The sequence below is a fragment of the Bradyrhizobium sp. USDA 3364 genome (genome assembly GCF_054056355.1).
On sequence record NZ_JBSRYG010000002.1, the window covers coordinates 4,362,588 to 4,383,748 of the forward strand.

Annotated in this window: 17 protein-coding genes; 8 read left to right on the plus strand and 9 right to left on the minus strand. The window is 65.9% G+C overall.

Translation table 11 applies throughout. The annotated features are described in order from the left end of the window. Window positions 1-192 precede the first annotated feature (192 nt). The 3 genes from ACVILL_RS20590 to ACVILL_RS20600 form a co-directional block, all read right to left on the minus strand. A complete protein-coding gene (locus tag ACVILL_RS20590; RefSeq protein ID WP_456730726.1) occupies window positions 193-1,983 on the minus strand; it encodes a peptide ABC transporter substrate-binding protein in 1,791 nt (596 codons plus the stop codon). 330 nt (window positions 1,984-2,313) lie between these two features. Next, window positions 2,314-3,732 carry a M20 family metallopeptidase gene (locus tag ACVILL_RS20595; RefSeq protein ID WP_456730727.1) on the minus strand — a complete coding sequence of 473 codons (1,419 nt, stop codon included), beginning with the start codon at window positions 3,730-3,732 and terminating at the stop codon, window positions 2,314-2,316. Between the two features lie 276 nt (window positions 3,733-4,008). Then, window positions 4,009-5,100, minus strand: coding sequence for a mandelate racemase/muconate lactonizing enzyme family protein (locus ACVILL_RS20600; protein ID WP_456730728.1), 1,092 nt, complete (start codon window positions 5,098-5,100; stop codon window positions 4,009-4,011). Between the two features lie 152 nt (window positions 5,101-5,252). Between ACVILL_RS20600 and ACVILL_RS20605 the strand changes: the two genes are divergently transcribed. After that, the gene (locus ACVILL_RS20605; RefSeq protein ID WP_456730729.1) at window positions 5,253-6,614 is read left to right on the plus strand and encodes a metallophosphoesterase family protein; all 1,362 of its coding nucleotides are present in this window, start codon (window positions 5,253-5,255) and stop codon (window positions 6,612-6,614) included. 44 nt (window positions 6,615-6,658) lie between these two features. Here ACVILL_RS20605 and ACVILL_RS20610 read toward each other — a convergent pair whose 3' ends face one another. The 4 genes from ACVILL_RS20610 to ACVILL_RS20625 all read right to left on the minus strand — a co-directional run bounded on the left by ACVILL_RS20610 (window position 6,659) and on the right by ACVILL_RS20625 (window position 9,692). After that, window positions 6,659-6,871, minus strand: a complete 213-nt coding sequence (locus tag ACVILL_RS20610; protein ID WP_456730730.1) for a hypothetical protein — start codon at window positions 6,869-6,871, stop codon at window positions 6,659-6,661. Window positions 6,872-7,325: 454 nt separating this feature from the next. Then, entirely contained in the window at window positions 7,326-7,700 is a 375-nt protein-coding gene (locus ACVILL_RS20615; protein WP_456730731.1) for a response regulator transcription factor, read from the minus strand. Continuing rightward, a complete protein-coding gene (locus ACVILL_RS20620) occupies window positions 7,697-8,563 on the minus strand; it encodes a S1C family serine protease (RefSeq protein ID WP_456730732.1) in 867 nt (288 codons plus the stop codon). The genes ACVILL_RS20615 and ACVILL_RS20620 overlap by 4 nt, the downstream gene beginning before the upstream one ends. A gap of 100 nt (window positions 8,564-8,663) precedes the next feature. After that, window positions 8,664-9,692, minus strand: a complete 1,029-nt coding sequence (locus ACVILL_RS20625) for an AraC family transcriptional regulator (RefSeq protein WP_456730733.1) — start codon at window positions 9,690-9,692, stop codon at window positions 8,664-8,666. Window positions 9,693-9,942: 250 nt separating this feature from the next. Here ACVILL_RS20625 and ACVILL_RS20630 point away from each other — a divergent pair, with 250 nt between their 5' ends. Continuing rightward, window positions 9,943-10,392 (plus strand): cupin domain-containing protein, encoded by a 450-nt coding sequence (locus ACVILL_RS20630; protein WP_050424788.1) that lies wholly within the window; start codon window positions 9,943-9,945, stop codon window positions 10,390-10,392. A gap of 116 nt (window positions 10,393-10,508) precedes the next feature. Next, window positions 10,509-12,002: a flavin-containing monooxygenase gene (locus ACVILL_RS20635; RefSeq protein ID WP_456730734.1), complete on the plus strand. Its 1,494-nt coding sequence runs from the start codon at window positions 10,509-10,511 to the stop codon at window positions 12,000-12,002. Here the strand turns inward: ACVILL_RS20635 and ACVILL_RS20640 are convergent. Continuing rightward, window positions 11,999-12,724 carry an alpha/beta hydrolase gene (locus ACVILL_RS20640; RefSeq protein WP_456730735.1) on the minus strand — a complete coding sequence of 242 codons (726 nt, stop codon included), beginning with the start codon at window positions 12,722-12,724 and terminating at the stop codon, window positions 11,999-12,001. The two genes, ACVILL_RS20635 and ACVILL_RS20640, sit on opposite strands and share 4 nt — an antisense overlap. A 152-nt stretch (window positions 12,725-12,876) precedes the next feature. Here ACVILL_RS20640 and ACVILL_RS20645 point away from each other — a divergent pair, with 152 nt between their 5' ends. Both ACVILL_RS20645 and ACVILL_RS20650 read left to right on the plus strand, forming a co-directional pair. After that, window positions 12,877-13,857 (plus strand): helix-turn-helix domain-containing protein, encoded by a 981-nt coding sequence (locus ACVILL_RS20645; RefSeq protein WP_456730736.1) that lies wholly within the window; start codon window positions 12,877-12,879, stop codon window positions 13,855-13,857. Between the two features lie 20 nt (window positions 13,858-13,877). Then, a complete protein-coding gene (locus tag ACVILL_RS20650; RefSeq protein ID WP_456730737.1) occupies window positions 13,878-14,945 on the plus strand; it encodes a maleylacetate reductase in 1,068 nt (355 codons plus the stop codon). Window position 14,946: 1 nt separating this feature from the next. On the opposite strand, the gene ACVILL_RS20655 is transcribed toward ACVILL_RS20650, so the two are convergent. Then, window positions 14,947-16,401 (minus strand): GH1 family beta-glucosidase, encoded by a 1,455-nt coding sequence (locus ACVILL_RS20655; RefSeq protein ID WP_456730738.1) that lies wholly within the window; start codon window positions 16,399-16,401, stop codon window positions 14,947-14,949. Window positions 16,402-16,647: 246 nt separating this feature from the next. Between ACVILL_RS20655 and ACVILL_RS20660 the strand changes: the two genes are divergently transcribed. From ACVILL_RS20660 to ACVILL_RS20670, 3 genes are all read left to right on the plus strand, one after another. Next, the gene (locus tag ACVILL_RS20660) at window positions 16,648-18,972 is read left to right on the plus strand and encodes a M1 family metallopeptidase (protein WP_456730739.1); all 2,325 of its coding nucleotides are present in this window, start codon (window positions 16,648-16,650) and stop codon (window positions 18,970-18,972) included. After that, window positions 18,906-19,316 carry an ERAP1-like C-terminal domain-containing protein gene (locus tag ACVILL_RS20665; protein ID WP_456734313.1) on the plus strand — a complete coding sequence of 137 codons (411 nt, stop codon included), beginning with the start codon at window positions 18,906-18,908 and terminating at the stop codon, window positions 19,314-19,316. Before ACVILL_RS20660 ends, ACVILL_RS20665 begins: the two co-directional genes overlap by 67 nt. A gap of 78 nt (window positions 19,317-19,394) precedes the next feature. After that, window positions 19,395-21,047 carry an acetolactate synthase large subunit gene (locus ACVILL_RS20670; protein ID WP_456730740.1) on the plus strand — a complete coding sequence of 551 codons (1,653 nt, stop codon included), beginning with the start codon at window positions 19,395-19,397 and terminating at the stop codon, window positions 21,045-21,047. Window positions 21,048-21,161 lie beyond the last annotated feature (114 nt).

Below are 21,161 nucleotides of genomic sequence, written 5' to 3' on the forward strand. Positions count from 1 at the left end.
GAGCGGCACCTCGCCCCGCGTGCGGGGAGAGGTCGAAATTCAAGCGCCGCTTGAATTCCGGGTGAGGGGGATTCTCCACGAACTCATCTGTCACGGCATTTGCGGTTGGAGCCCCTCACCCCCAGTCCTCTCCCCGTAAGAACGGGGAGAGGGAGAAGAGGCGCCCCGATTCGATTGCGAGCCCTACACGGCTCAGGTTTCACGATACCAGTCTTGCAGATTGTCGGTCTGGTTGGCCCAGCCGGAGAGCGCGGGCCGCACACTGTTGGAGCAGGCTTCCACCGCGAGGCGATGCATCACCGGGATCACCACGGTGTCCTGCCACATCAGATCGTTGCACTTGATGTAAAGGTCAGCCCGCTTGATCGGGTCGGTTTCGGTTTCGGCCGCATCGATCGCTGCGTCGAAATCCTTGTTGACCCAGCGCGGAAAGTTCTGCCCCTGCCACTTGTTCTCCTTGGTGGCGACGTTGCGCGAAAGATAGCGGCGCATGTGCAGGCCCGGATCGGGTTGCGTCATCGGGATCTGGAACATCTCGATGTCGGCGTAGAATTTCGAATAGGTGTCGGGGTTGGCGACGTCGGAGGAGAAGAACACCGAGGCCACCACCGACTTCAACTCGACGTCGATGCCGGCCTTCTGGCAGGCCTGCTTGACGATCGCCTGGGTCTTCTGGCGCGGGCCGTTGATCGAGGTCTGGTACAGCAGCTTCAGCTTCTTGCCATCCTTCTCGCGGATGCCGTCGGCGCCCGCCTTCCAGCCGGCCTGGTCGAGCAGCGCGCTCGCCTTCTCGACCGAGAACTCCCATTTGGTGTTCTTGGAGACGAACTCCTCGGGGCCATTGAGATAGTTGGCGGTGGTGCGGCCGGCGCGGCCGTAGATCGCCTTCTTGACGGACTCGCGGTCGACCAGCAGCGCCAGCGCCTTGCGCACCGCCGGATCCGACAGGATCGGATGCTTGGTCTTCATCGACGAGCGCTCGCCGTCGACCTCGGTGTTCGGGTCGGTGAAATTGATGGCGATGAATTCGATGTCACCGCCGACGGCGTAGAGCGTCTTGCCCTTGCCGCCCTTTTCCAGCCGCAGCAGCACCTCGTCCTCGACCTGGATGTTCCAGGCGAAATCATATTCGCCGGTCTGGATCACGGCGCGCGCCGCCGATACCGCGTCGCCGCCGCCCTTCATCTCGATGGTGTCGAAATAGGGCCGGTTCGGCATGTGGTAGTCATTGTTGATCTCGCCGCGGATCAGGTCGCCCGGCTTGAACTCGACGAATTTGTAGGGGCTGGTGCCGATCGGCTTGAGGTTGTTCGGCGCCTCGCGCGACTTGCCGCCCTTGTACTCGGCGAACAGGTGTTTCGGGATGATGCAGCCATAGGCGCCGACGAAGGCGTTGGCCCAGAACGGCGTCGGATCCTTGAACTTGATGCGGACCGTGAGGTCGTCGACCTTCTCGACGGTCATGTTGGCATAGGTGCCGCTCGAGACGGCCGCGGTCGCGGGGTCGCTGGCATATTCCCAGTTGAACACGACGTCGTCGGCGGTGAAGGGCTTGCCGTCATGCCATTTGACGCCGGGCTTGAGTTTCCAGGTCACCGTCTTGGCGTCGGCGGAGAGGCCGCCGTTCTGGATCGACGGGATCTCCGCGGCGAGGATCGGATTGAGATGGCCGTCGACGTCCCAGCTTGCGAGCGGTTCGTAGAACAGCCGCGAGCCGTCCTGGTCCTTGGTGCCGGTGGCGAAGTGCGGATTGAGCAGGGTCGGGCCCTGCCACCACAGCAGCTTCAGCGGACCGCCGCCGCCGCGCTTGGTCGGCTTGTAGGGGTTGGGGCTCTGCGCCATCGCGACGCCGCCGATCGCCAGAATCTGGTTGGCCATCGGCGCGGTGAGGCCGACGGCAATCATTCGCTTGACGAAGGCACGGCGGTCCATCCGCCCGTCCTTCACGTCGTCGATCATGCCTCGCAGATTCTTGTCGAACATTGTCCCCTCGGTCCGGCTCACGTGTGATTGCGGCGGGCCTTGGAACCAGCCGCCGTGCTGGCGGCAGATGCCACACCGAATGACCGCGAAGGTCAACGCCTCCCGCTCTCCCGCGCCTAGGTCTTTTGGCTATCGCTTGTGCAGAACCTCTCCGGGTCGCACATCGGTTCGGCATATCGGCGCCAAAGCGCGGCTGTGCGCGCCTCGCACTGCGGAAAATTTGTTCGTTATCCTTTGTTCCGAGATGTTTTTTTGCCACGCGAGCGCGTTTTTGCGCGAAGCGGTTGCCGGCCCGCGCTTCGGCGCGCGGGTCCGGTGCAGATACAGATCTCAGGCGACCGACATGTCCAACGGCGGTGCAACATTGGCCGGCAGCGGACTGACATAGGGCGTGCGGGTGGTCCGCTTCTTGAGATTGGCCTTGGCGGCTTCGATCAGCTCCGGCTCCATCAGCGCCTTGACGCCGAGTCCGGCCATCGCCTTGGCGGCCTGCACCATCGCCTTGTGCGCGGCCGGCATCTTGCCCTGCGCCACAACCTGCCAGGTGTGGAACGGCGTGCCGATTGCAACCGTCGGTGCATGCACCTGCACGGTCGGCACCACCCAGCTGACGTCGCCGACATCGGTCGAGCCGATCAGCGGATTGCGCTTGGCGTCGATCGGCACCAGGAAGTCGGCGAGCGGCCGGTCGGTCGGCTCCATGCCGATCGCGTAATACACCGAGGCGATGTCCTTGTCGGTCAGGGTTGCGCGGATCTTGCCGGCGAAATCCTTGTCGGCATCGTCGAAATGCGGCGGGCCGAGCTCTTCCATGATCCGGTGCAGCGTCTGTTCCAGCGGCGTGTTCGGCAGGATGTTGGAGACCGCGGAGATGATCTTCATCTCGACCTTGGTTTCGGTCATCAGCGCCGCGCCCTGCGCGATCTTGTGCACGCGCTCGACCAGCTCGTTCATACCGGGCAGGTCGCGGGCGCGGATCGAATAGCGCACGCGGGCATGGGCCTGCACCACGTTCGGCGCAATGCCGCCGGTGTCGAGCAGCGCGTAATGCACGCGCGCGTCGCTCGGCATGTGCTCGCGCATGTAGTTGACGCCGACATTCATCAATTCCACCGCATCGAGCGCGCTGCGGCCGAGATGCGGCGAGGCCGCCGCGTGCGAGGTGCGGCCGGTGAAGATGAAATCGGCGCGCGTGTTGGCGAGCGACGGCGTCACCGCCACCTCCCAGAAACTGTGTGGATGCCAGGTGATGGCGATGTCGGCGTCCTCGAACGCGCCACAGCGCACCATGAAGGCCTTGGCCGCGCCGCCTTCTTCGGCGGGGCAGCCGTAATAGCGCACCCGGCCCGGCACCTTGTTGGCGGCGAGCCAGTCCTTCACCGCGGTCGCGGCGAGCAGTGCGGAGGAGCCGAGCAGATTGTGGCCGCAGCCATGGCCGTGGCCGCCGCTCTCGACCGGACGATGCTCGGCGATGCCGGCCTCCTGGCTGAGGCCGGGCAGGGCGTCATATTCGCCGAGGAAGGCGATCACGGGTCCGCCTTCGCCCCATTCGCCCATCACCGCGGTCGGGATGTCGGCGAGGTTCTCGGTGATGCGAAAGCCCTGATGGCGCAGTTCGGCCAGATGTTCGGCGGAGGAGCGCGCCTCGGTGTAGCAGACCTCGGGCATCGCCCAGACCCGGTCGCTCAATTCGATGAAACGCGGCTTGATCGCGTCAACGCCCCGCCAAACATCACTACGGTTGTCCATTTGCTCCGATCCTCGAGTAAGGCAATCTGAAGCGCGAAACGCTAGCAGTTTGCCGCGACGCCGCCTAGCGCGCGCCGGCAGAGCAGCATTTCCGAAAATCACGTCCTGGTGTGCGTCTGCGGCCTCGTGGTTCGAGACGCGCCGCAAGCGGCGCTCCTCACCATGAGGGTTTGGGATTGTCGCCGCAAAACAAGACCTCATCCTGAGGAGGCTGCGCAGCGGCCGTCTCGAAGGATGGCCGCGGGGATGCCGTTCGCCAGATTTCTTGGCCCTGCATCATCCCGCGCTGAGCCGCTCCAGACCCTTCCAGTCGAAGGTGATGCCGTGCCCCGGCCGGTCGGGGGCGATCGCCATGCCCTGCTCGAGAACCAGCGGGTCTGCGATGTAGCGGTCGAGGCCGAAGCCGTGTGCCTCGAGATACGAGCGGTTCGGGCACGCCGCCAGCAGATGCACCGTGATGTCATGCGCGCCATGGCTGGTCACCGGGATATTGAAGGCCTCGGCGAGGCGGGCGATCTTCATGAAGCTGGTCACGCCGCCGCAATTGGTGACGTCGGGCTCGGCATAGGACAGTGCGCCGCCGGCGATATAGGGCTTGAACTCCCACAGGCTGCGCAGGTTCTCGCCGGCCGCGATCGGCACGCCGCCCGCTTGCAGGATCCTTGCGTGCCCCGCGACATCGTCCGGAATCGTCGGCTCCTCGAGCCAGGTCAGGTCGAACGGTTGCAAGGCGCGCGCGGCGCGGATCGCCTCCTCGACGGTCCATTTCATGTTGGCGTCGGCCATCAGCGGAAATTCGTCGCCGAGATGGCCGCGCATCGCCTTCACGCGCGCCGCGTCGGAGGCGAGGCTCGGCCGGCCGACCTTCATCTTGATGGCACGAAAGCCCTTGGCGAGATTGTCGTCGGTCTGCTTCAGCAAACCGTCCAGTGGCAGATCGAGATCGATCCCGCCGGCATAGCAGGGTACTCGGCGGTCGAAGCTGCCGAGCAGCCGCCACAGCGGCAGCGACGCCCGTCGCGCCTTGAGGTCCCACAACGCGATGTCGAGCGCGGACAGCGCAAGCACCGCCGGCCCGCCGCGGCCGCCATAGTGCAGCGCCCACCATACCTTGTGCCAGAGCTGCTCGGTGTCGTCGGCCTCCATCCCGCGCGCGATCTCGCCGATTTCGCGGTTCAGGATATCGGCGATGGCGCCGCCGTTGCGGCCGACGGTGTAGGTGTAACCGGTGCCTTCCGCGCCATCGGCGTCGCGGACGCGGATCGTGACGAGCTCGAACGCCGTGATCTCGCCATGCGTGCTGTCGCTCAGCACGACCGGAAGCGGGATCTTGTAGAATCCGATGCCGAAGTCCTTGAGAATGGCCACGCCGGAACTCCTTGATCACAGGTCGGATGCAATGCGCGCTGCATACGATTCCAAATGCGCAGGCTGCCTGCAACCTCGCGCGTGCGAATGTCTGCCTTGAGCGATCGGTCTGGCTTCCTCTATGATGCGGCTCGCGAAGCCGTGGTCCGATCATGAATGACTTGATATCGTCTCTGTTGCCGAGAGGTTCGGGCCACCAGTTCGTGATCTATGCCGACGCCTGCTCGGGGGTAGCAGTTGCGCTGCATGAGCGTACTTTCGCGTCGGTGAACGATGTGGTCCGCCGGCTGCACCCGCGGCCCGAATTCATCCTGTTCCCCGGCGACGAGATCATCGGCCTCACCCCCGATGCCGACGCGCTGCGCGCGCAATGGCGGCATTGGCTCGAGGTCGAGATGGCCTGGCTTGACCGGCGCGCTGTGCCGCTGTGGCACACGACCGGCAACCACACCACCTATGACGAGATGAGCGAGGCGGTGTTTCGCGAGGTGCTGAAGCTGCCGTGCAACGGCCCGTCCGGTCAGGACGGCCTGTCCTACTGGGTTCGCCGCGACGATCTGCTGATGGTGTTCGTGCACACGCTTTGGAGCGGCCTCGGCGGCGAGGGGCACGTCGAGACCGATTGGCTGCAAGGAATCCTCGAACAGCACAAGGATGCCAGGCACAAACTGGTGCTCGGTCATCATCCGGTCTACCCGATCAACGGCTTCAGCGGCAGCTATCAGCGCGAGATCGGCCAAGAATACAGCAAGCGGTTCTGGGATATCCTGGTGCGCGCCGATGTGGCCGCCTATCTGTGCAGCCACATCCTCGCCTTCGACGTTCAGGTCCATCGCGGCGTGCTGCAGATCTGCACGGCGGGCGCGGGCACCGCGCACCGCATGCCCGAAGGCGTCGAGTATCTGCATTGCGTGCAGGCGGCGCTCGATCAGCACGGTCTGCGCTATCAGGTGCTCGATACCGAAGGCGTCGTGCGCGAGCAACTCGCCTGGCCGCTGCCGTCGCTCGATCAAGCCGCTTGGTCGTCGCTGCCGCGCGGGACCAGCCCCGCGCCACTATCCGGGACGGCGCCGCCCGCGACGCTCATTGCCCTGAAACTGTCGGGCCGCACCGCCGCTGACGTCGCCGCGCCGCAGACGCTGCTGTGCACGCCCGTGCCTGACATGATCGCACCGCTCTGGCTCGGCTTGCGCGGGCCGAGGCAGACGCTCACCTTGATCCTGGGGCGCGAACGCGGCCGCAGTCCGCATTATTGGATCGGTCCCGATCTCGGTGCAGACCAGGAGTTTGATCTCGACATCGCGCTCTATCTGGACATGGGACCGGGCGGCGTGCTGTGGCGACGCCGCGGTGACACACGCTGGACATCGTGCGTGGCGATATCTGCGACCGCGCTCGAACGGTTCGCGTGGCCGGCCAACTGGAGCGTCGGCCATGGCGAGGGCGGGCCCGATGACAAGCGCTACGCCGGACCACGGCTCGACGTCGCGGCCTCTGTCATCGCGCTATCTTGAGCGAATGAAAGCGCGATAACGAGTCAGCCAGACCCCGTCGCACTTTAGTCGGGCTTGTCCGGCTTGTCCCGTTCCGCGCTTTTCAGTTCGCGGTCGATAAGCGTGCAGACCCGGCGCTGCGCTAGCAGGCCGAGCCGCGCCCGCGTGGTGCCGCGCTTGATCTTGCCGTTGATTTCGAATGACCAGCTCCAGAGGTCGGGTTCGAGATTGGTGAGCGTGTATTGTATGTCCCGATGACGGTCGATCAGCTTCTTCATGCCGTTTCTTCTTGTTGGCTGAAGCTTGCATAGCGAGATCGAAGCGGCGTCTGTATCCGGACGACTACCTACATATTTGGTCTAAGCGTCCGCGCGGCGGAATTTGCGCAATCACTGATTGGGCGCGCTGTCCAGTAGGCTATGACTCACAAACCGTGCCGCACACTCACTGTCGTCCCGGCGAAAGCCGGGACCCATTGCCACGTATGCGAATTGTCGTGCGACGCCGGGGCCGCGATTCCGCTCATCACCAAGTGCGGTGGTTATGGGTCCCGGCCCTCGCCGGGACGACGCGCGGGGAGCCGTGTGCTCACCCATTCTCAGCTGTCATCGCGACCATCCTGTTCGTCGTCCTGGCATTCGCCAGGACGACGAACAGTGGGTCCCGCCTGCGACACCCGCTGGAGGCCCTGCTTTCGCAGGGACGACGTGTGGAGAGACCTCCGCGCACGCCTCACAGATTGATCACCCCGCGCCGCGCGGCATGCGCGACGGCGTCGGTGCGGCCGGTGGCGTCGAGCTTGTCGAGCAGGGAGCCGACATGAAACTTGGCGGTGTGGACGGAAATTCCGAGCCGCTGCGCGATCATCTTGTTGGATGCGCCCTCCGCCAGCAGCGCCAGCACGTCGAGCTCGCGCGGCGTCAGTTCGAAGTCGCGGGCACCTGTGGTCTCGCGGTTGCGTGCGACGATCGTAGCCGTCACCTGCTCGCCCGGCGCGGCGAGCCGCAGACCGGCGACGCTGCCGAGCAGGGTCGCCAGCCGGTCGGCGAGCACGGGATCGTCGATCTCGAGCGCAATCACGATGTCGGTGGCAGGGTCACTGCTCACGTCTCGGGCCTCTCGCCGACCGTCACCTTGAAGTTCAGCGGCTCGCCGCCGCGATGCACCGTGAGCTCGACGACGCTGCCGACGCTCTGCGGTCCGAGGCCGCGCGACAGCGCCCGCACGCCCGACAGTTTCTCGCCGTTGACGGCGATGATCACGTCACCCTGGCGGATGCCCGCGGCGGCCGAGGGGCCGGCCTTGTCGACATTCATCACCATCGCGCCGAGGCCGTCATCGAGGCGCATCGGCTGCAATCCGACGCCGAGATATCCGCGCGCGATGCGGCCGCTCTTCTCGAGCTGCGCCGCGACCCGCTCGACGGTCGCGGCCGGGATCGTCAGCACGCGGCGTGGGCCGAGCACGGCCATGCCGAACGGCTCGCCCGCGGCATTCAGTGCGAGCCCGCCCTGCTGGCTGTGCCGCAGCCGGATGTCGAGCTCGATCCGCGCGTCGATCTCGCCGCCGCGCAGGCTGCGCCAGGCCGGGCCCGACCGCGAGACCATGCCGAGCCGCGCGATCGGCGCACCGCGGTCGGCCGCGACGATCACCGCGAGCGATCCGAGTGCCGGCACACCGGCCGACAGCTTGATCGGCGCGACATCGCCATCGACGCGCAGCAGCGCGATGTCGGTGGTGTGGTCGCGTCCGGCGACGGTCGCTGGCCTGCGGCTGCCGTCGGCGAACTGGATTTCGATCTCGCCCTCGTCGGCCAGCGCTTCGTCCGCGGTGACGATCAGGCCCGCCTTCCAGACAAAGCCCGAGGCGCGCGCGCGATGCGAATGCACCGAGACGACCGATGGCGCAGCGCGCGCAATGGTCTCCGATAGGGCTGACGACAGCGAGGCAAGGATGTTTGGTTCGGTCATGGGAAACTCCGTTGGCTTCCCTCAATCTGGGATGTTGCGGCTGACGGCGAAACTGGCCGGATGGGCAGGGCCGGGGCGACCCGATCGGAACCGCCGCAGCTCAGCTCAGCCGATGCAGGGTCGCCTTCGGGCTTTCGCCGAACTTGGCGCGGTAGGCGCTCGCCATCCGGCTCAGATGGGTAAAGCCGAGGTCGAATGCAATATCGACGATGCGTTCGCCCGGCCGCGCGGTCTTGAGGCGGGCGTTGAGATGGGCGAGGCGGATGTCGAGCAGCATCTCGGACACGGTGGTGCCGAAATGGCGGCGGAAGCCGAGTTGCAGCGCGCGGATGCCGGTGCCGGCGATCTCCGCAAGCTCGGCGAGATCCAGCGGCTCGGCCGCGCGAGACTCCAGACGGGCCCGCACGCGCTTCAGCGCGGCCGGCTGGGCCTCCGTGCGGCCATTGAAGACATCGATCGCCGAACTCAGGCTGTGCGGCTGGTCGTTGAGCAGGACATTGAGAAACTGTTCGCGCCAGTCGGCCGCCGCGACCGCGGACAGGGTTCGACGCGGCCCGAGCCGTTCGGCAGTCGTCACGAGCTGCTCGATCCGGGCCGCGAGCGTCTGCCCGAGTGGTCCGCCCAGTTCGACGGCCGGATCGAACTCGACCGGCCGCACGGCGACGCCGCCAAGCGCCGCGGCGCGATGCTCGACCAGCTTGCGGTCGAGCAGCAGGATGAGCTGGGCGCAGTCGCCGCGCCAGGTCATTTCGGTCGGAATGGTCGGCGACAGCAGCGAAGCGCAGTGTTGCGGCCCGGTGCTGAGTTCGCGCGCGGCAGTGCGGATCGCGGCCGAGCCGGACAGCGGCATCTGCAGCAGGAAGAAGCGGTCCAGACAGCCGGGATTGATCGCGACGGATCCGCCATAGGCGACGTAGTTGACCGAGAACCCGTCGAAATCTGCGCAATTGTGGTGCGCGGAGAAATCGTGCTCGGAATGATCGACCGGCGTCAGCTCATGCGGACAGAAGATGCGGCCGATCGCCTCGGCCGCGTCATCGACGCGCGCCGTCGCGACGCGGGCGAAATCCTTGAGCCTTGCCTTCGCAGGATTTGCCCTTGCCGAAACCTCGTTGCCAACAGCAGTCACGCCGGCCGTCCGAAGATGTTTGAGGTCTAAAATATCCTGCAGCCTAGTCCATTCGCCGGCAAAGGGGAACGGCGTTTCGTCGTGCAATCTGCCTGGTCGGTGCGCAGGCGGATGCGGCGGCAGGGCAGAAGATGCTCCCGCATTGCAGCATGATCGGCGCCGGGCGCGGATTCGTTTATCGGCTAGACAGCCCCACCGGCCGGCGACAGGCTCCGTGTCCGCAATGCGCATCAAAACTGGAGAGGCTGACATGGGCACACTCGAGAAAGGCATTACCCGCACCGGCACCGGCTACGGCGGCAAGACCTGGAATATCCTGGGCCAGGTCTACTATCCGAAGGCGGTCACCGACTCGACCTTCGCGTTCGAGACCAACAGCGATCCCGGCCAGTTCGTGCCGGTGCACATCCATCCAACCCAGGACGAGTTCATCCTGGTGCAGGAGGGCGTGCTCGACCTCAAGCTCGACGGCGTTTGGGTGCAGGCCAAGGCCGGCGACCTCGTGCGCATGCCGCGCGGCATCCCGCACGGCTATTTCAACAAGTCGGACAAGCCGGCGCGGGCGCTGTTCTGGGTGTCGCCGATGCAGAAGCTCGAGGCGCTGTTCGACAAGCTGCACAATCTGCAGGACCCGGTCGAAGTGGTGCGCATCTCCGCCGAGCACGAGGTGGATTTCCTGCCGCCGGAAGCCAACGACTAGGCGGGCAGTTCGAGGCAATATGCACGCGAGGCGGCAGTCGCCGGAGGGGCCTCCGGTGATGACGGGGACGCGTGCGCTTATGAATTGGATCTGTTCATTCATTGCGGAGCGGTTTCATGGTCAAGCAGAAGCATGTGTGCGTCATCGGCGCCGGCATTTCCGGGCTCGCTGCAGGCAAGGCCTTTGCCGGTCGCGGTCACAGGGTGACCATCATCGAGCGCAGCGGCGATCTCGGCGGGGTCTGGGAGCCGGCGCGTTCCTATCCCGATGTGCAGACCCAGAGCCCGAAGGAGCTCTATCGCTACACCGACAAGGCGATGCCGGAGTCCTATCCGGAATGGCCGAAGGGCCCGCAGGTCCATGCTTATCTGCGCGATTATGCGCGCAGCCATGGGCTCGACGGCGCGATGCGGTTCAACACCAGGGTCGAGGGCATGACGCGTCGCACCGACGGCAAACCAGGGTGGACGCTCGCGTTGCGCTCGACCGACGGCGCCACCGGTCACGAGGATTTCGACTTCGTCGCCGTCTGCACCGGGCAATTCAACGAGCCGCAAACATTGCCGCTTGCCGGCGAGGACGGCTTCAAGGCGCAGGGCGGCCAGATCCTGCATTCGTCGCAATACGGCGATCCTGATCTCGCCAGGGGCCGCAAGGTGGTCGTGCTCGGCGGCTCCAAATCGGCCACCGACATCGCGGTGAATGCGGTCAATTCCGGCGCCAGCGAAGTCACCATCGTGTTTCGCGAGCCGGTGTGGCGGATCCCCTATTTCGTCGGCGGCCTCGTCAACTTCAAGCGCATCCTCTACATCCGCGCGCAGGAGCAGATGTTTGCGAGCTGGGGCATCGGGCCGATGGCGCGGCTTGCGCATGTCGTGGCCAAGCCGTTCGTGTGGGCGAACTGGCGCGGGCTGGAGAGCATGCTGAAGATGCAGCTCAAGCTCAAGCAGTGCGGCATGGTGCCCAAGGAGCGGATCGAGGACGGCGTCAACTGCTCGGTGCCGATCGCGACCCCAGGCTTCTACCCGATGGTCGCCGACGGCCGGATCAAGGCGGTGCAGGGCACCTTCGATCATTATGACGGCAAGACCATCGTGATGAGCGGCGGCCAGCGCGTCGCGGCCGACGTCGCGGTGCTCGCGATCGGCTACAAGCTCGGTGTGCCGTTTCTTTCCGAGGAGTACCAGAAGAAGCTGGTCGAGCCCGACGGGCAGTACCGGCTCTATCGATTGATTGCCAATCCCGATCTGCCCGACATGGGCTTCGTCGGCTTCAATTCGAGCTTCTGCACCGTGCTGTGCGCGGATCTCGCCGCGAACTGGCTGGTGCGCTATGCCGACGGCCAGCTCGCGCGGCAGCCCAGCGCGGCCGAGATGCACGACAACATCGCGATGATGCTGAACTTCAAGCGCGTCGAGCGTCCGGCAGCGAGCGTCTATGGCGGGCTGTGCGTCGCGCCCTATCACTTCAAGCATTTCGACGAGCTGCTGGCTGATATCGGCACCAAGGCGTCGCGCCGCAACCCGCTCGTCGAAAAGTTCACCCCGCCGGATGCGGACGCCTATGCCCGCTTCCTCGCGACCGCGCCGGCGTACAGGGCGGTAACCTAATCGCGGCCGGCGTCGAGGAAGGCCTGCGCCAGCCGCTCCGGATTGGAGAAGCACAGCTCGTGACTGCCCGGCACCTGGACCAGGCGGAACAGGCCGAGCTTCTCCGACAACCGCGGATGCCAGGGCAGGCTGTGCGGCATGGCGGTATCTTCCGTGCAGTTGACGTAGGATTTCGCGATCGGCATCTCGGCCGGATTGGTGCGCAGCGCGATCTTGTCCTGGAAGGTCTTCAGCGGGTGCGGGTTGAGCTTGTCGTAGGCGCGCTGCGCCGTCTCGAGATCGGCGTCGTTGATGAAGGCCTCGCGCCAGACCGGGAACGGCAGCACCACCGAGCCGTCGCCGCGCTCGGCGTAAATGGCGTCGAACAGGCCGACATAGTGCGGCGGCACCATGTCGTTGAGGCACTCGCCATTGTTCGGCACGAACGCGTTCCAGTACACCAGCCGCCGGATGCGATCGGCGGCGGCGTCGGCAACGCCTGTGATGACCATGCCGCCATAGCTGTGGCCGACCAGAACGATGTCCTTCAGATTGTGCTCGGCGAGATAATCCACGATCGACTGGATCGCCTCGGCAAGGCCGGAGTCCTTCCGGTCGCCGGGGCGGTTGCCCCTGATGGTCGGCGTGTGGACGACATGGCCGGCCTTGCGGATCGCAGCCGCAACCGGTTCAAACTCGGCGCCGGTATGCCAGGCGCCATGGACGAGAACATAGGTTGACATGTTGTACCTCCCTCGTGGTTCATGAGATCGATTGCTGCGTCCGGAACGGCCCGGGATACGCGCAAGCTTCATGTGCTTCCTGATGGATATTGACCCGGACCCCGGGAACGCGCTTGGCTGTAACCGAACCGGACTGGGCTCGGAGTGAACTGATGCAGCAAATCGCCGCCGCGGATCGCTCGCGCAGGCTGAGCTGGAACACCGCGGACACAGGGCCAGGCGAGCAGTTCGCCTATTATCGCGAGGCGATCTGCCAGGCCTTCATGAACCTGACGCCGGAGCCGCCGGCGACGCCGGGTTTCCTCGCGCGCGTCGAGACCGTCGGGCTCGGCGACGGCGCGGTCAACCGGGTCAGCTTCCCGGAGCATGTCGTGCGGCGCTCGGCCGCCGACATCGCCGCATCCAGCCGGCGCTGCTACTACCTCAACCTCAAGCTCGTCGGCCGCTGCCGCATCCGGCAGGCCGGGCGCGAGATCAGCCTGTCGCCGGGACAGGTCGGAATTTTCGACAGCGGGCAGCGCTTCTCGCTGCTGCACGACCGCGGCCCTGCGCTGCAGGTCGCCTCGTTCTGGGTGCCGGCCGAAGCGCTCGATGAACGGCTGCCGTCGTCGCCGGATGTCGCGCCGGCGCGGGTGTCCGATGATCCGTTCGTCGGTCATCTGATCGCCGAGACCGCGCAGGTGCTCAATACATCGGCGCTGCGTGCGTCTGATGCGGATAACGCCCGTCTGTTCGACGTGCTGCTCGATCTGGTCGCGCTCAGCCTGTCGCGGACCGCCCGCGAAGGCGTTGCCGAGAGCGCGGGTCTTGCGGATGCGACCTGGCTGGCGCTGCGCCGCGCCGTGGATCGCCGGCTGCGCGAGCCCGGGCTCGGCGTCGCCGCCGTTGCGGGCGCGATCGGCATCAGCGAGCGCTATGTCCATAAATTGTTCGAACGTGCCGGCACCACATTCGTCAGCCATCTGATGGACCGCCGCCTCGACGGCGCGGCGCGCGATCTGAAGGATCCGGCGAGTGCCAGGCGCGCGATCGGCGACATCGCGTTCGACTGGGGCTTCTCCGATCTCTCGCATTTCACCCGCCGCTTCCGGCATCGCTTCGGCTGCACGCCGCGCGACTGGCGCCGCGGTTAACACAGAGTTCGGAAGTCACCATGTCCCATTCATTCATCTACCAAGTCAGCCCAATGCGGGTCGTGTTCGGGGTCGGCACGGTCGCTGCGATGGCAGACGAGCTCGACCGGCTCGGCATCGCCCGCGCGCTGCTGCTCGCAAGCCGGCGGCAGCAGGCCGAGCTCGGCGATCTCGCAGCCTTGACCGGCGGCCGCATGGCCGGCGTGTTCGATGGCGCGGTGGTGCATACGCCGGTCGCGGTGACCGAGCGCGCGATGGAGCTGGTTGGCGAGCTCAAGCCCGACGGCGTGGTCGCGATCGGCGCCGGCGCCGCGACCGGCCTGAGCAAGGCGATTGCGCTGCGCACCGATCTGCCGCAATTGATCATGCCGACCAGCTATGCCGGCTCCGAGATGACACCGGTGCTGGGCGAGACAGTGGACGGCGTCAAGACCACGCAGTCGTCGCCGAAGATCCTGCCGGAGGCCGTGATCTACGACGTCAACCTGACGCTCTCGATGCCGGAAAAATTCTCCGCAATCTCCGGCCTCAACGCGATCGCGCATGCGGCCGAGGCGCTGTATGCGCGGGATGGCAATCCGATCACCTCGCTGATGGCGGAGGAGGCGATCGCAAAACTCGCGTCATCGCTGCCGGAGGTGATCGCGCGGCCGCGCGATCTCGACGCGCGTTCGGACGCGCTCTACGGCGCGTGGCTGTGCGCGGTCTGTCTCGGCACCGTCGGGATGGCGCTGCATCACAAGCTCTGCCACACCGTCGGTGCGCTGTTCGACCTGCCGCATGCCGAGACCCATGCGGTGCTGCTGCCGCACACCATCGCCTACAATACGCCAGCCGCGCGCGAGGCGATCGGCCGCGCCGCGCGGGCGCTTGGGGCGGCCAGCGCCGCCGATGGCCTGTTCGATCTGTCGGCCAAGCTCGGCGCGCCGCGCTCGCTCGCCGAGATTGGCATGCTCGAGGACGGCATCGCCAAGGCGGCAGCGCTCGCGACTAAAAATCCCTACTGGAATCCGCGGCCGATCGAGGAGGGCGGCATCCGCGACCTGCTCCGGCGTGCGTGGTCCGGTGCGCGGCCGCAACCCGGATAGATCACACCCCGACCGCGTTGCGCGCGATCACGTCGCGATAGAACGCCGCGCTCATTTTCGGCACCCGCGCCTGGGTCTCGAAATCCACCCGGTACAGGCCGAAGCGCTTCTCGTAGCCGAAGATCCATTCGAAATTGTCCATGAGGCTCCACAGGAAGTAGCCGTGGACCGGGACGCCGTCGGCGGTGGCGCGCTGCAACTGGCCGAGATAGTTGCGCAGGAACATGATGCGGTCGAGGTCGTAGATCTGTCCGTCGGGATGGACCTTGTCCTCGCCGGACGTGCCGTTTTCGCTGATATAGATGCTCTTGATGTTCCACAGCTTGGCGGCAATCCGCGGTGCCCAGTAGATCACCTCGGGCGCGATCCGCAGCCATTCCGAGCTCATGTGCGGGAAGGAAGCCGGCATCGGCAGCGGCTTCCAGCCGGGGGCGCTGTCCATCGCGGCGACGTAGCATTGCGGCGCGTAGATGTTCAGCCCGACGAAATCGTTGGGCTGCGCGATGATCTTCAGCTCGTCGGCGGTGAATTTGGGCGCGTCCGCGCCGGCAAATTGCAGGAAGCCTTCGGTGTATTTGCCTTCGAGCACGACCCCGAGGAAGCCTGCATTGAGCTCGCGCGTCGCGATCTCGGTGGCGCGGATGTTCTCCGGCGTGTTGAACGCGGGGACGCAGGCGGTGATGTTCTCGGCGGGGCCGACCCGCGTGCCAGGGCGACCCTTGGCGCGGATCGCCTGCACGGCGAGCCCATGCGCCAGCGCGACGTGGTGGCGGGCCTGGTTCACTTCGGCCGGCGGCAGCTTCAGCCCCGGCGCATCGACGCCGAGCGCATAGCCGAAGGGGAGGAAACGCCCGACCTCGTTGAGGGTGAAGATGTTCTTCACCCGGTCGGTCAATCGCTGCGCCACGTAGCCGGCGTAGTCGCCGAACGCCTTCGAAGTGTCGCGCGACCGCCAGCCGCCGACCCGGTCCTGCAGCGCCTGCGGCAGGTCCCAGTGATAGAGCGTGGCATAGGGCTCGATGCCGTTCGCGAGCAGCTCGTCGACCAGGCGGTTGTAGAAGTCGAGGCCTTTCGGGTTGGGGGCGCCGGTGCCGTCGGGAAACACCCGCGGCCAGGCGATCGAGAACCGATAGGCCTTGGTGCCGAGCTCCTTGATGAGGCGGACATCCTCCTTGTAGCGGTGATAGTGGTCGTTGGCGCGGTCGCCGGTCGAGCCGTCTTCGATCTTGCCCGATGTGTGCGCGAACGTGTCCCAGATCGAATGCCCGCGGCCGTCCTCATTGACCGCGCCCTCGATCTGGTACGATGAGGTCGCGGTGCCCCAGACGAAGCCGGCCGGAAAGTTCGCGCCGTTCGGCCGCGAAGCCCGGTTCGCGGCCTCGGCCGGGGCCGACAGGCCGAGCGCCGAGAGGCCCGCAAGGCCCGCAAACTGGCGGCGCGAGAATTTTCCGAACATTGTTGTCTCCCGTCGCCGGACGCTGCGGCTGGAATGCCAGCCCGCAGGTTAACCTTCCGCCCCGCCGTTGAGCAACAAGGGCGGAGAGGCCGAAAGCGACGGCGTGAACACGCGTCAATCGATCCGTCGCTACATCGATGTCGCGGAGTTGTCAGTTTTGTGGCGACATTTTCTCTACTAGATTGCCTGCTACGTCCTTCCGCAATGACCTCTGAAAATCCCTGCGATCCCCGTGAGCCGCGCGCGATGAACAAGCCTGCAATCGATGTCCGAGTTGCGTTGCTGCGTCGTCTTGCCACGGCGATCGGCTTGCTGCTGGCGACGGTCGCGGGCGCGCAGGCCGAGCAAACATTTTCGTTCGACACCACGCCCGGAAGGCTGCCGAAGACCATCATCCCGCTGAATTACGCGATCGAGCTGACGCCTGACTTCACCAGTCTGGCATTACCCGGCGTCGAGACCGTCGATATCGAGGTGCGTGCGGCGACCGCGCAACTGACGCTGAATGCGATCAACACCACCTTCGCCGAGGCCACGATCGATGACGGCGCGCAGCGCGCGGAGGTGGCGACCGACGCCGCGGCGCAGACCGCGACGCTGACCTTCGCCCAGCCGCTCGCGGTGGGCCGCCACAGGCTGCGCATCGCGTTCACGGCGCAGATCAACAAGTTCGGCAGCGGCTTGTTCTCGGTGGATTATCCGACCAAAGGCGGTATCAAGCGGCTGATCTCGAGCAAGCTGGAGCCGGCCGATGCGCGGCGGATCTTCCCGTGCTGGGACGAGCCGTCGTTCAAGGCGAGCTTCGCGCTGACGGTCGTGATCCCGCGCAACCTGCTCGCGGTCGGCAACATGCCCGTGACGAGCGAGCAGCCGGTCGCCGGCGATCTCAAGAAGGTTGCGTTCGCGCCGACGCCGAAGATGTCGAGCTACCTGTTCGTGCTCACGGTCGGCGAACTCGAGCGGGTCACGGCGGATGCCGGCGGCGTTACGGTCGGCGTGGTGACGACGGAAGGCAAGAGCGGGCAGGGCCGGTTCGCGCTGGACAGCGCGGTGAAGCTGCTCGGCTATTACAACGACTATTTCGGCGTGAAATATCCGCTGCCGAAGCTCGACCTGATTGCTGTTCCCGGCGGGTTCGGCGGCGCGATGGAGAATTGGGGCGGCATCACCTTTTTCGAGAGCCGGCTGCTGTTCGATCCCGCGACCTCCGCCGAGACCGCGCGGCGCGGCATATTCGCCATCACCGCGCACGAGATGGCGCATATGTGGTTCGGCGATCTCGTCACCATGGCATGGTGGGACAATCTCTGGCTCAACGAGGGTTTTGCCAGCTGGATGGCGACCAAGGCCTCGGAGCATTTCTACCCGCAATGGCAGAGCTGGTTGAACGGTTACGGCGCCAAGCAGTTCGCGATGGCGCTCGATGCGCGCCGCACCTCGCATCCGGTGCAGCAGCCGATCGCCGATCACAGCGAGGCGGTCACGGCGTTCGATGCCATCACCTACAACAAGGGGCAGGCGCTGATCCGCATGCTCGAGAATTATCTCGGCGAGCAGGCGTTCCGCGACGGCATCCGCAAATACATGGCCGCGCATGCCTACGGCAATTCCACCACGGCGGATCTCTGGCAGGCGCTTGAAAGCGCCGGCGGCAAGACCATCACCGGCATCGCCGCTTCCTTCACCGAGCAGGACGGCGTGCCGCTGGTCGTGGCCGAGACCGCCTGCGATGGCACCGCGCAGCGCCTGACGTTGCGGCAGGATCGCTTCGTGATCGCGCCGGCCAACGATCCGCCGCTGCCGGCCCACAACTGGCAGATCCCGGTTGCGGTCGGACCGGCGCATGGCAAGCCCTTTGATGAGCTTCTGCTGAAGGGTAGCGCCGATATCGCGGCCGGCGCCTGCGGCGATGCGATCAAGGTCAATCTCGGCGACGTCGGCTACTACAGGGTCGAATACGGCCCGAAGAACCGGGCGGCGTTGCTGAACGCATTCCCGCAAATGCAGGTCGATGACCGGCTCAATGTCGTCACCGACAGCTGGGCGCTGGTGCAGGCGGGCCGTGCCGAGGCACCGTCCTATCTCGCGCTGCTCGACGCGCTCGACGCCGGTGACCATCGCGCGGTGTGGGACCAGGTGATCTCGACATTTGCTGCATTGAATCGACTGTCGCGCGACCGGACCGAGCGGCCGGTCGTTCAGGCCTATGCCCGCGCCAAGCTGCGCCCGGTGCTGGATCGGATCGGATGGGACGGGCACGGTCCGGCCGATGACGACACGGCCCTGCTGCGCGCCAGCCTGATCTCGGCGCTTGGCGATCTCGGTGATGCGGCTGTCGTGGCGGAAGCGAAGCGGCGCTTTGCGGCGTTCCTGGAAGATCCCGACTCGCTTCCGACCACGCTGCGCGATGCCGTCACCCATGTCGTCGGCATCACCGCCGATCGGGCGACCTACGACCAGCTGCTGGTGCTCGCGCACGCAAGAGCACGGCCACCAATGAGCGGCTGCGCTATTATTTCGCCGCGGCCAGCGCCCGCGATGCCGAGCTGGCGCGCGCGACACTCGCGTTGACCCTGACCAACGAACTGCCCGACACGATCGTGACGGGGATGATCAACGCGGTCGCGTCCGCGGGAGAGCAGCCGCAGCTCGCCTGGGGTTTCGTCCAGGCCAATTTCGATACGCTGCTGGCAAGACAGGGGCCTAACTTCCGCGACCAGTTCGTGCCGAACTTCATGACCAATTTCACCGATGAGGCCCATGCCGCACAGCTCGCCGCCTTCGCCCCGTCGCAATCGACCAGCGGCGGGCGGGTGATGGTGGCGCGCGCGGTGCAGGCGATTGCGATCTCGACCGATCTCGCCACGCGCATGCTGCCTGCCGCCGACGCCTGGATCAAGGCGCACAAGCCGTGAGAGCGCGAGGGAGTTTCCGGCGGCGCGTGATGCGGATATGCTCCGCCGACGGCATGCAATCAACGAGGCGAGGCTGACATGGTCAAGGGTTCCGATTTGCTGGTTGCAGCGCTCGAGAATGAGGGCGTGGAACGGGTGTTCGGCGTTCCCGGCGAGGAGAATCTCGACGTCGTCGAGAGCCTGCGCAAATCCTCGATCAAGCTGATCGTGACCCGCCACGAGCAGGCCGCGGCCTTCATGGCGGCGACCTATGGCCGGCTGACCGGAAAGCCCGGCGTCTGCATGACGACGCTCGGCCCGGGCGCGCTGAATCTGACCACAGGCGCGGCCTATGCGCTGCTCGGTGCGATGCCGATGGTGATGCTGACGGGACAGAAAGGCATCTTGAGCAGCCGGCAGGCCAAGTTCCAGATCGTCGACATCGTCAACACGTTCCGTCCGTTGACCAAGCTGTCGCTGCAGATCGTCTCTGGCGCGACCATTCCGACGCTGGTCCGCGATGCGTTCCGCATCGCGACCCAGGAACGGCCGGGGCCGGTGCTGCTCGAATTGCCGGAAGACATCGCCGGCGAGGAGACGGAGCCGGTCGAGCTGGTGCATCCGCATCCGATCGAAATCCCGATCGCGCATGCCGCCGCGCTCGACCGCGCCGCCGACATGATCCTGAAGGCACAGCGTCCGCTGATCATGCTCGGTGCGGCCGCATCGCGCCCGCGCTCGACCGCCGGGATCGGCGACTTCGTGCGGCGGACGAAAATTCCGTTCTTCACGACCCAGATGGGCAAGGGCACGGTGTCGGGCGGCACCAATCAATACATGGGGACCGCCGCGCTGAGCGAGCGCGACTACGTGCACGAGGCGATCGACCGCGCTGATCTCATCATCGCGATCGGTCACGACACGATCGAGAAGCCGCCCTTCATCATGGGTCCGAAGGGGCCGCAGGTGATCCATGTCAGCTACATGCCGGCCACCGTCGAGCAGGTCTATTTCCCGCAAGTCGAGGTGATCGGCGATGTCGGGCCGAGTCTCAAACTGCTGGCCGATCGGGTCGAGGGCAAGCTGCCGCATGCCAGCGCGCTGCTCAGCCTGCGCGACGGCATTCTGGCCAAGATCACCGATCGCGCCACCGAGGGCCGCTGGCCGCCGACGCCGCAGCGTATCGTGCACGATGTGCGGCAGGTCATTCCCGAGGACGGCATCGTCGCGCTCGACAACGGCATGTACAAGATCTGGTTCGCGCGCAACTACCGTACGCTGCTCGCGAACTCGCTGCTGCTCGACAACGCGCTCGCCACCATGGGCGCCGGCCTGCCGTCGGCGATGTTGGCGGCGATGCTCTATCCGAAGAACCGCGTGCTCGCGGTCTGCGGCGACGGCGGCTTCATGATGAACTCGCAGGAACTGGAGACCGCGGTCCGCCTCAAGCTCAACCTGGTGATCCTGATCCTGGAGGACTCCGCCTACGGCATGATCCGCTGGAAGCAGGCGGTCGATAACTTCCCCGATTTCGGCCTCACCTTCGGCAATCCGGATTTCGTCAAATACGCCGAGAGCTACGGCGCCAAGGGTTCGCGGATCGAGAGCACGGATGCGATCGTTCCGATCCTGGAGCGGGCCTTCTCCGGCGGCGGCGTCCATCTCGTGGTGGTGCCGGTCGACTATACCGAGAACAAGCGGGTGCTGGTCGACGAGCTGCGCGAGAAGGTGCAGCAGATCGACGTCGAATAGCGGATTGCCGCTGACTGCACGGAACGAAATGCCCTCGGCTTGATTGAACGTAAGCCGCCATGGTAGCACGCCGGGCGATCAAGCTACGGCACGACTCGTTGTGCTGATGGTCGG

Coding starts and splice junctions, on each gene's coding strand:
- ACVILL_RS20610 (WP_456730730.1), bottom strand. CDS start 6,871: ATGAAGAAGCTGATCGACCGTCATCGGGACATACAATACACGCTCACC.
- ACVILL_RS20640 (WP_456730735.1), bottom strand. CDS start 12,724: ATGTCAACCTATGTTCTCGTCCATGGCGCCTGGCATACCGGCGCCGAG.
- ACVILL_RS20590 (WP_456730726.1), bottom strand. CDS start 1,983: ATGTTCGACAAGAATCTGCGAGGCATGATCGACGACGTGAAGGACGGG.
- ACVILL_RS20595 (WP_456730727.1), bottom strand. CDS start 3,732: ATGGACAACCGTAGTGATGTTTGGCGGGGCGTTGACGCGATCAAGCCG.
- ACVILL_RS20660 (WP_456730739.1), top strand. CDS start 16,648: ATGAACAAGCCTGCAATCGATGTCCGAGTTGCGTTGCTGCGTCGTCTT.
- ACVILL_RS20645 (WP_456730736.1), top strand. CDS start 12,877: ATGCAGCAAATCGCCGCCGCGGATCGCTCGCGCAGGCTGAGCTGGAAC.
- ACVILL_RS20635 (WP_456730734.1), top strand. CDS start 10,509: ATGGTCAAGCAGAAGCATGTGTGCGTCATCGGCGCCGGCATTTCCGGG.
- ACVILL_RS20655 (WP_456730738.1), bottom strand. CDS start 16,401: ATGTTCGGAAAATTCTCGCGCCGCCAGTTTGCGGGCCTTGCGGGCCTC.
- ACVILL_RS20620 (WP_456730732.1), bottom strand. CDS start 8,563: ATGACCGAACCAAACATCCTTGCCTCGCTGTCGTCAGCCCTATCGGAG.
- ACVILL_RS20650 (WP_456730737.1), top strand. CDS start 13,878: ATGTCCCATTCATTCATCTACCAAGTCAGCCCAATGCGGGTCGTGTTC.
- ACVILL_RS20670 (WP_456730740.1), top strand. CDS start 19,395: ATGGTCAAGGGTTCCGATTTGCTGGTTGCAGCGCTCGAGAATGAGGGC.
- ACVILL_RS20630 (WP_050424788.1), top strand. CDS start 9,943: ATGGGCACACTCGAGAAAGGCATTACCCGCACCGGCACCGGCTACGGC.
- ACVILL_RS20605 (WP_456730729.1), top strand. CDS start 5,253: ATGAATGACTTGATATCGTCTCTGTTGCCGAGAGGTTCGGGCCACCAG.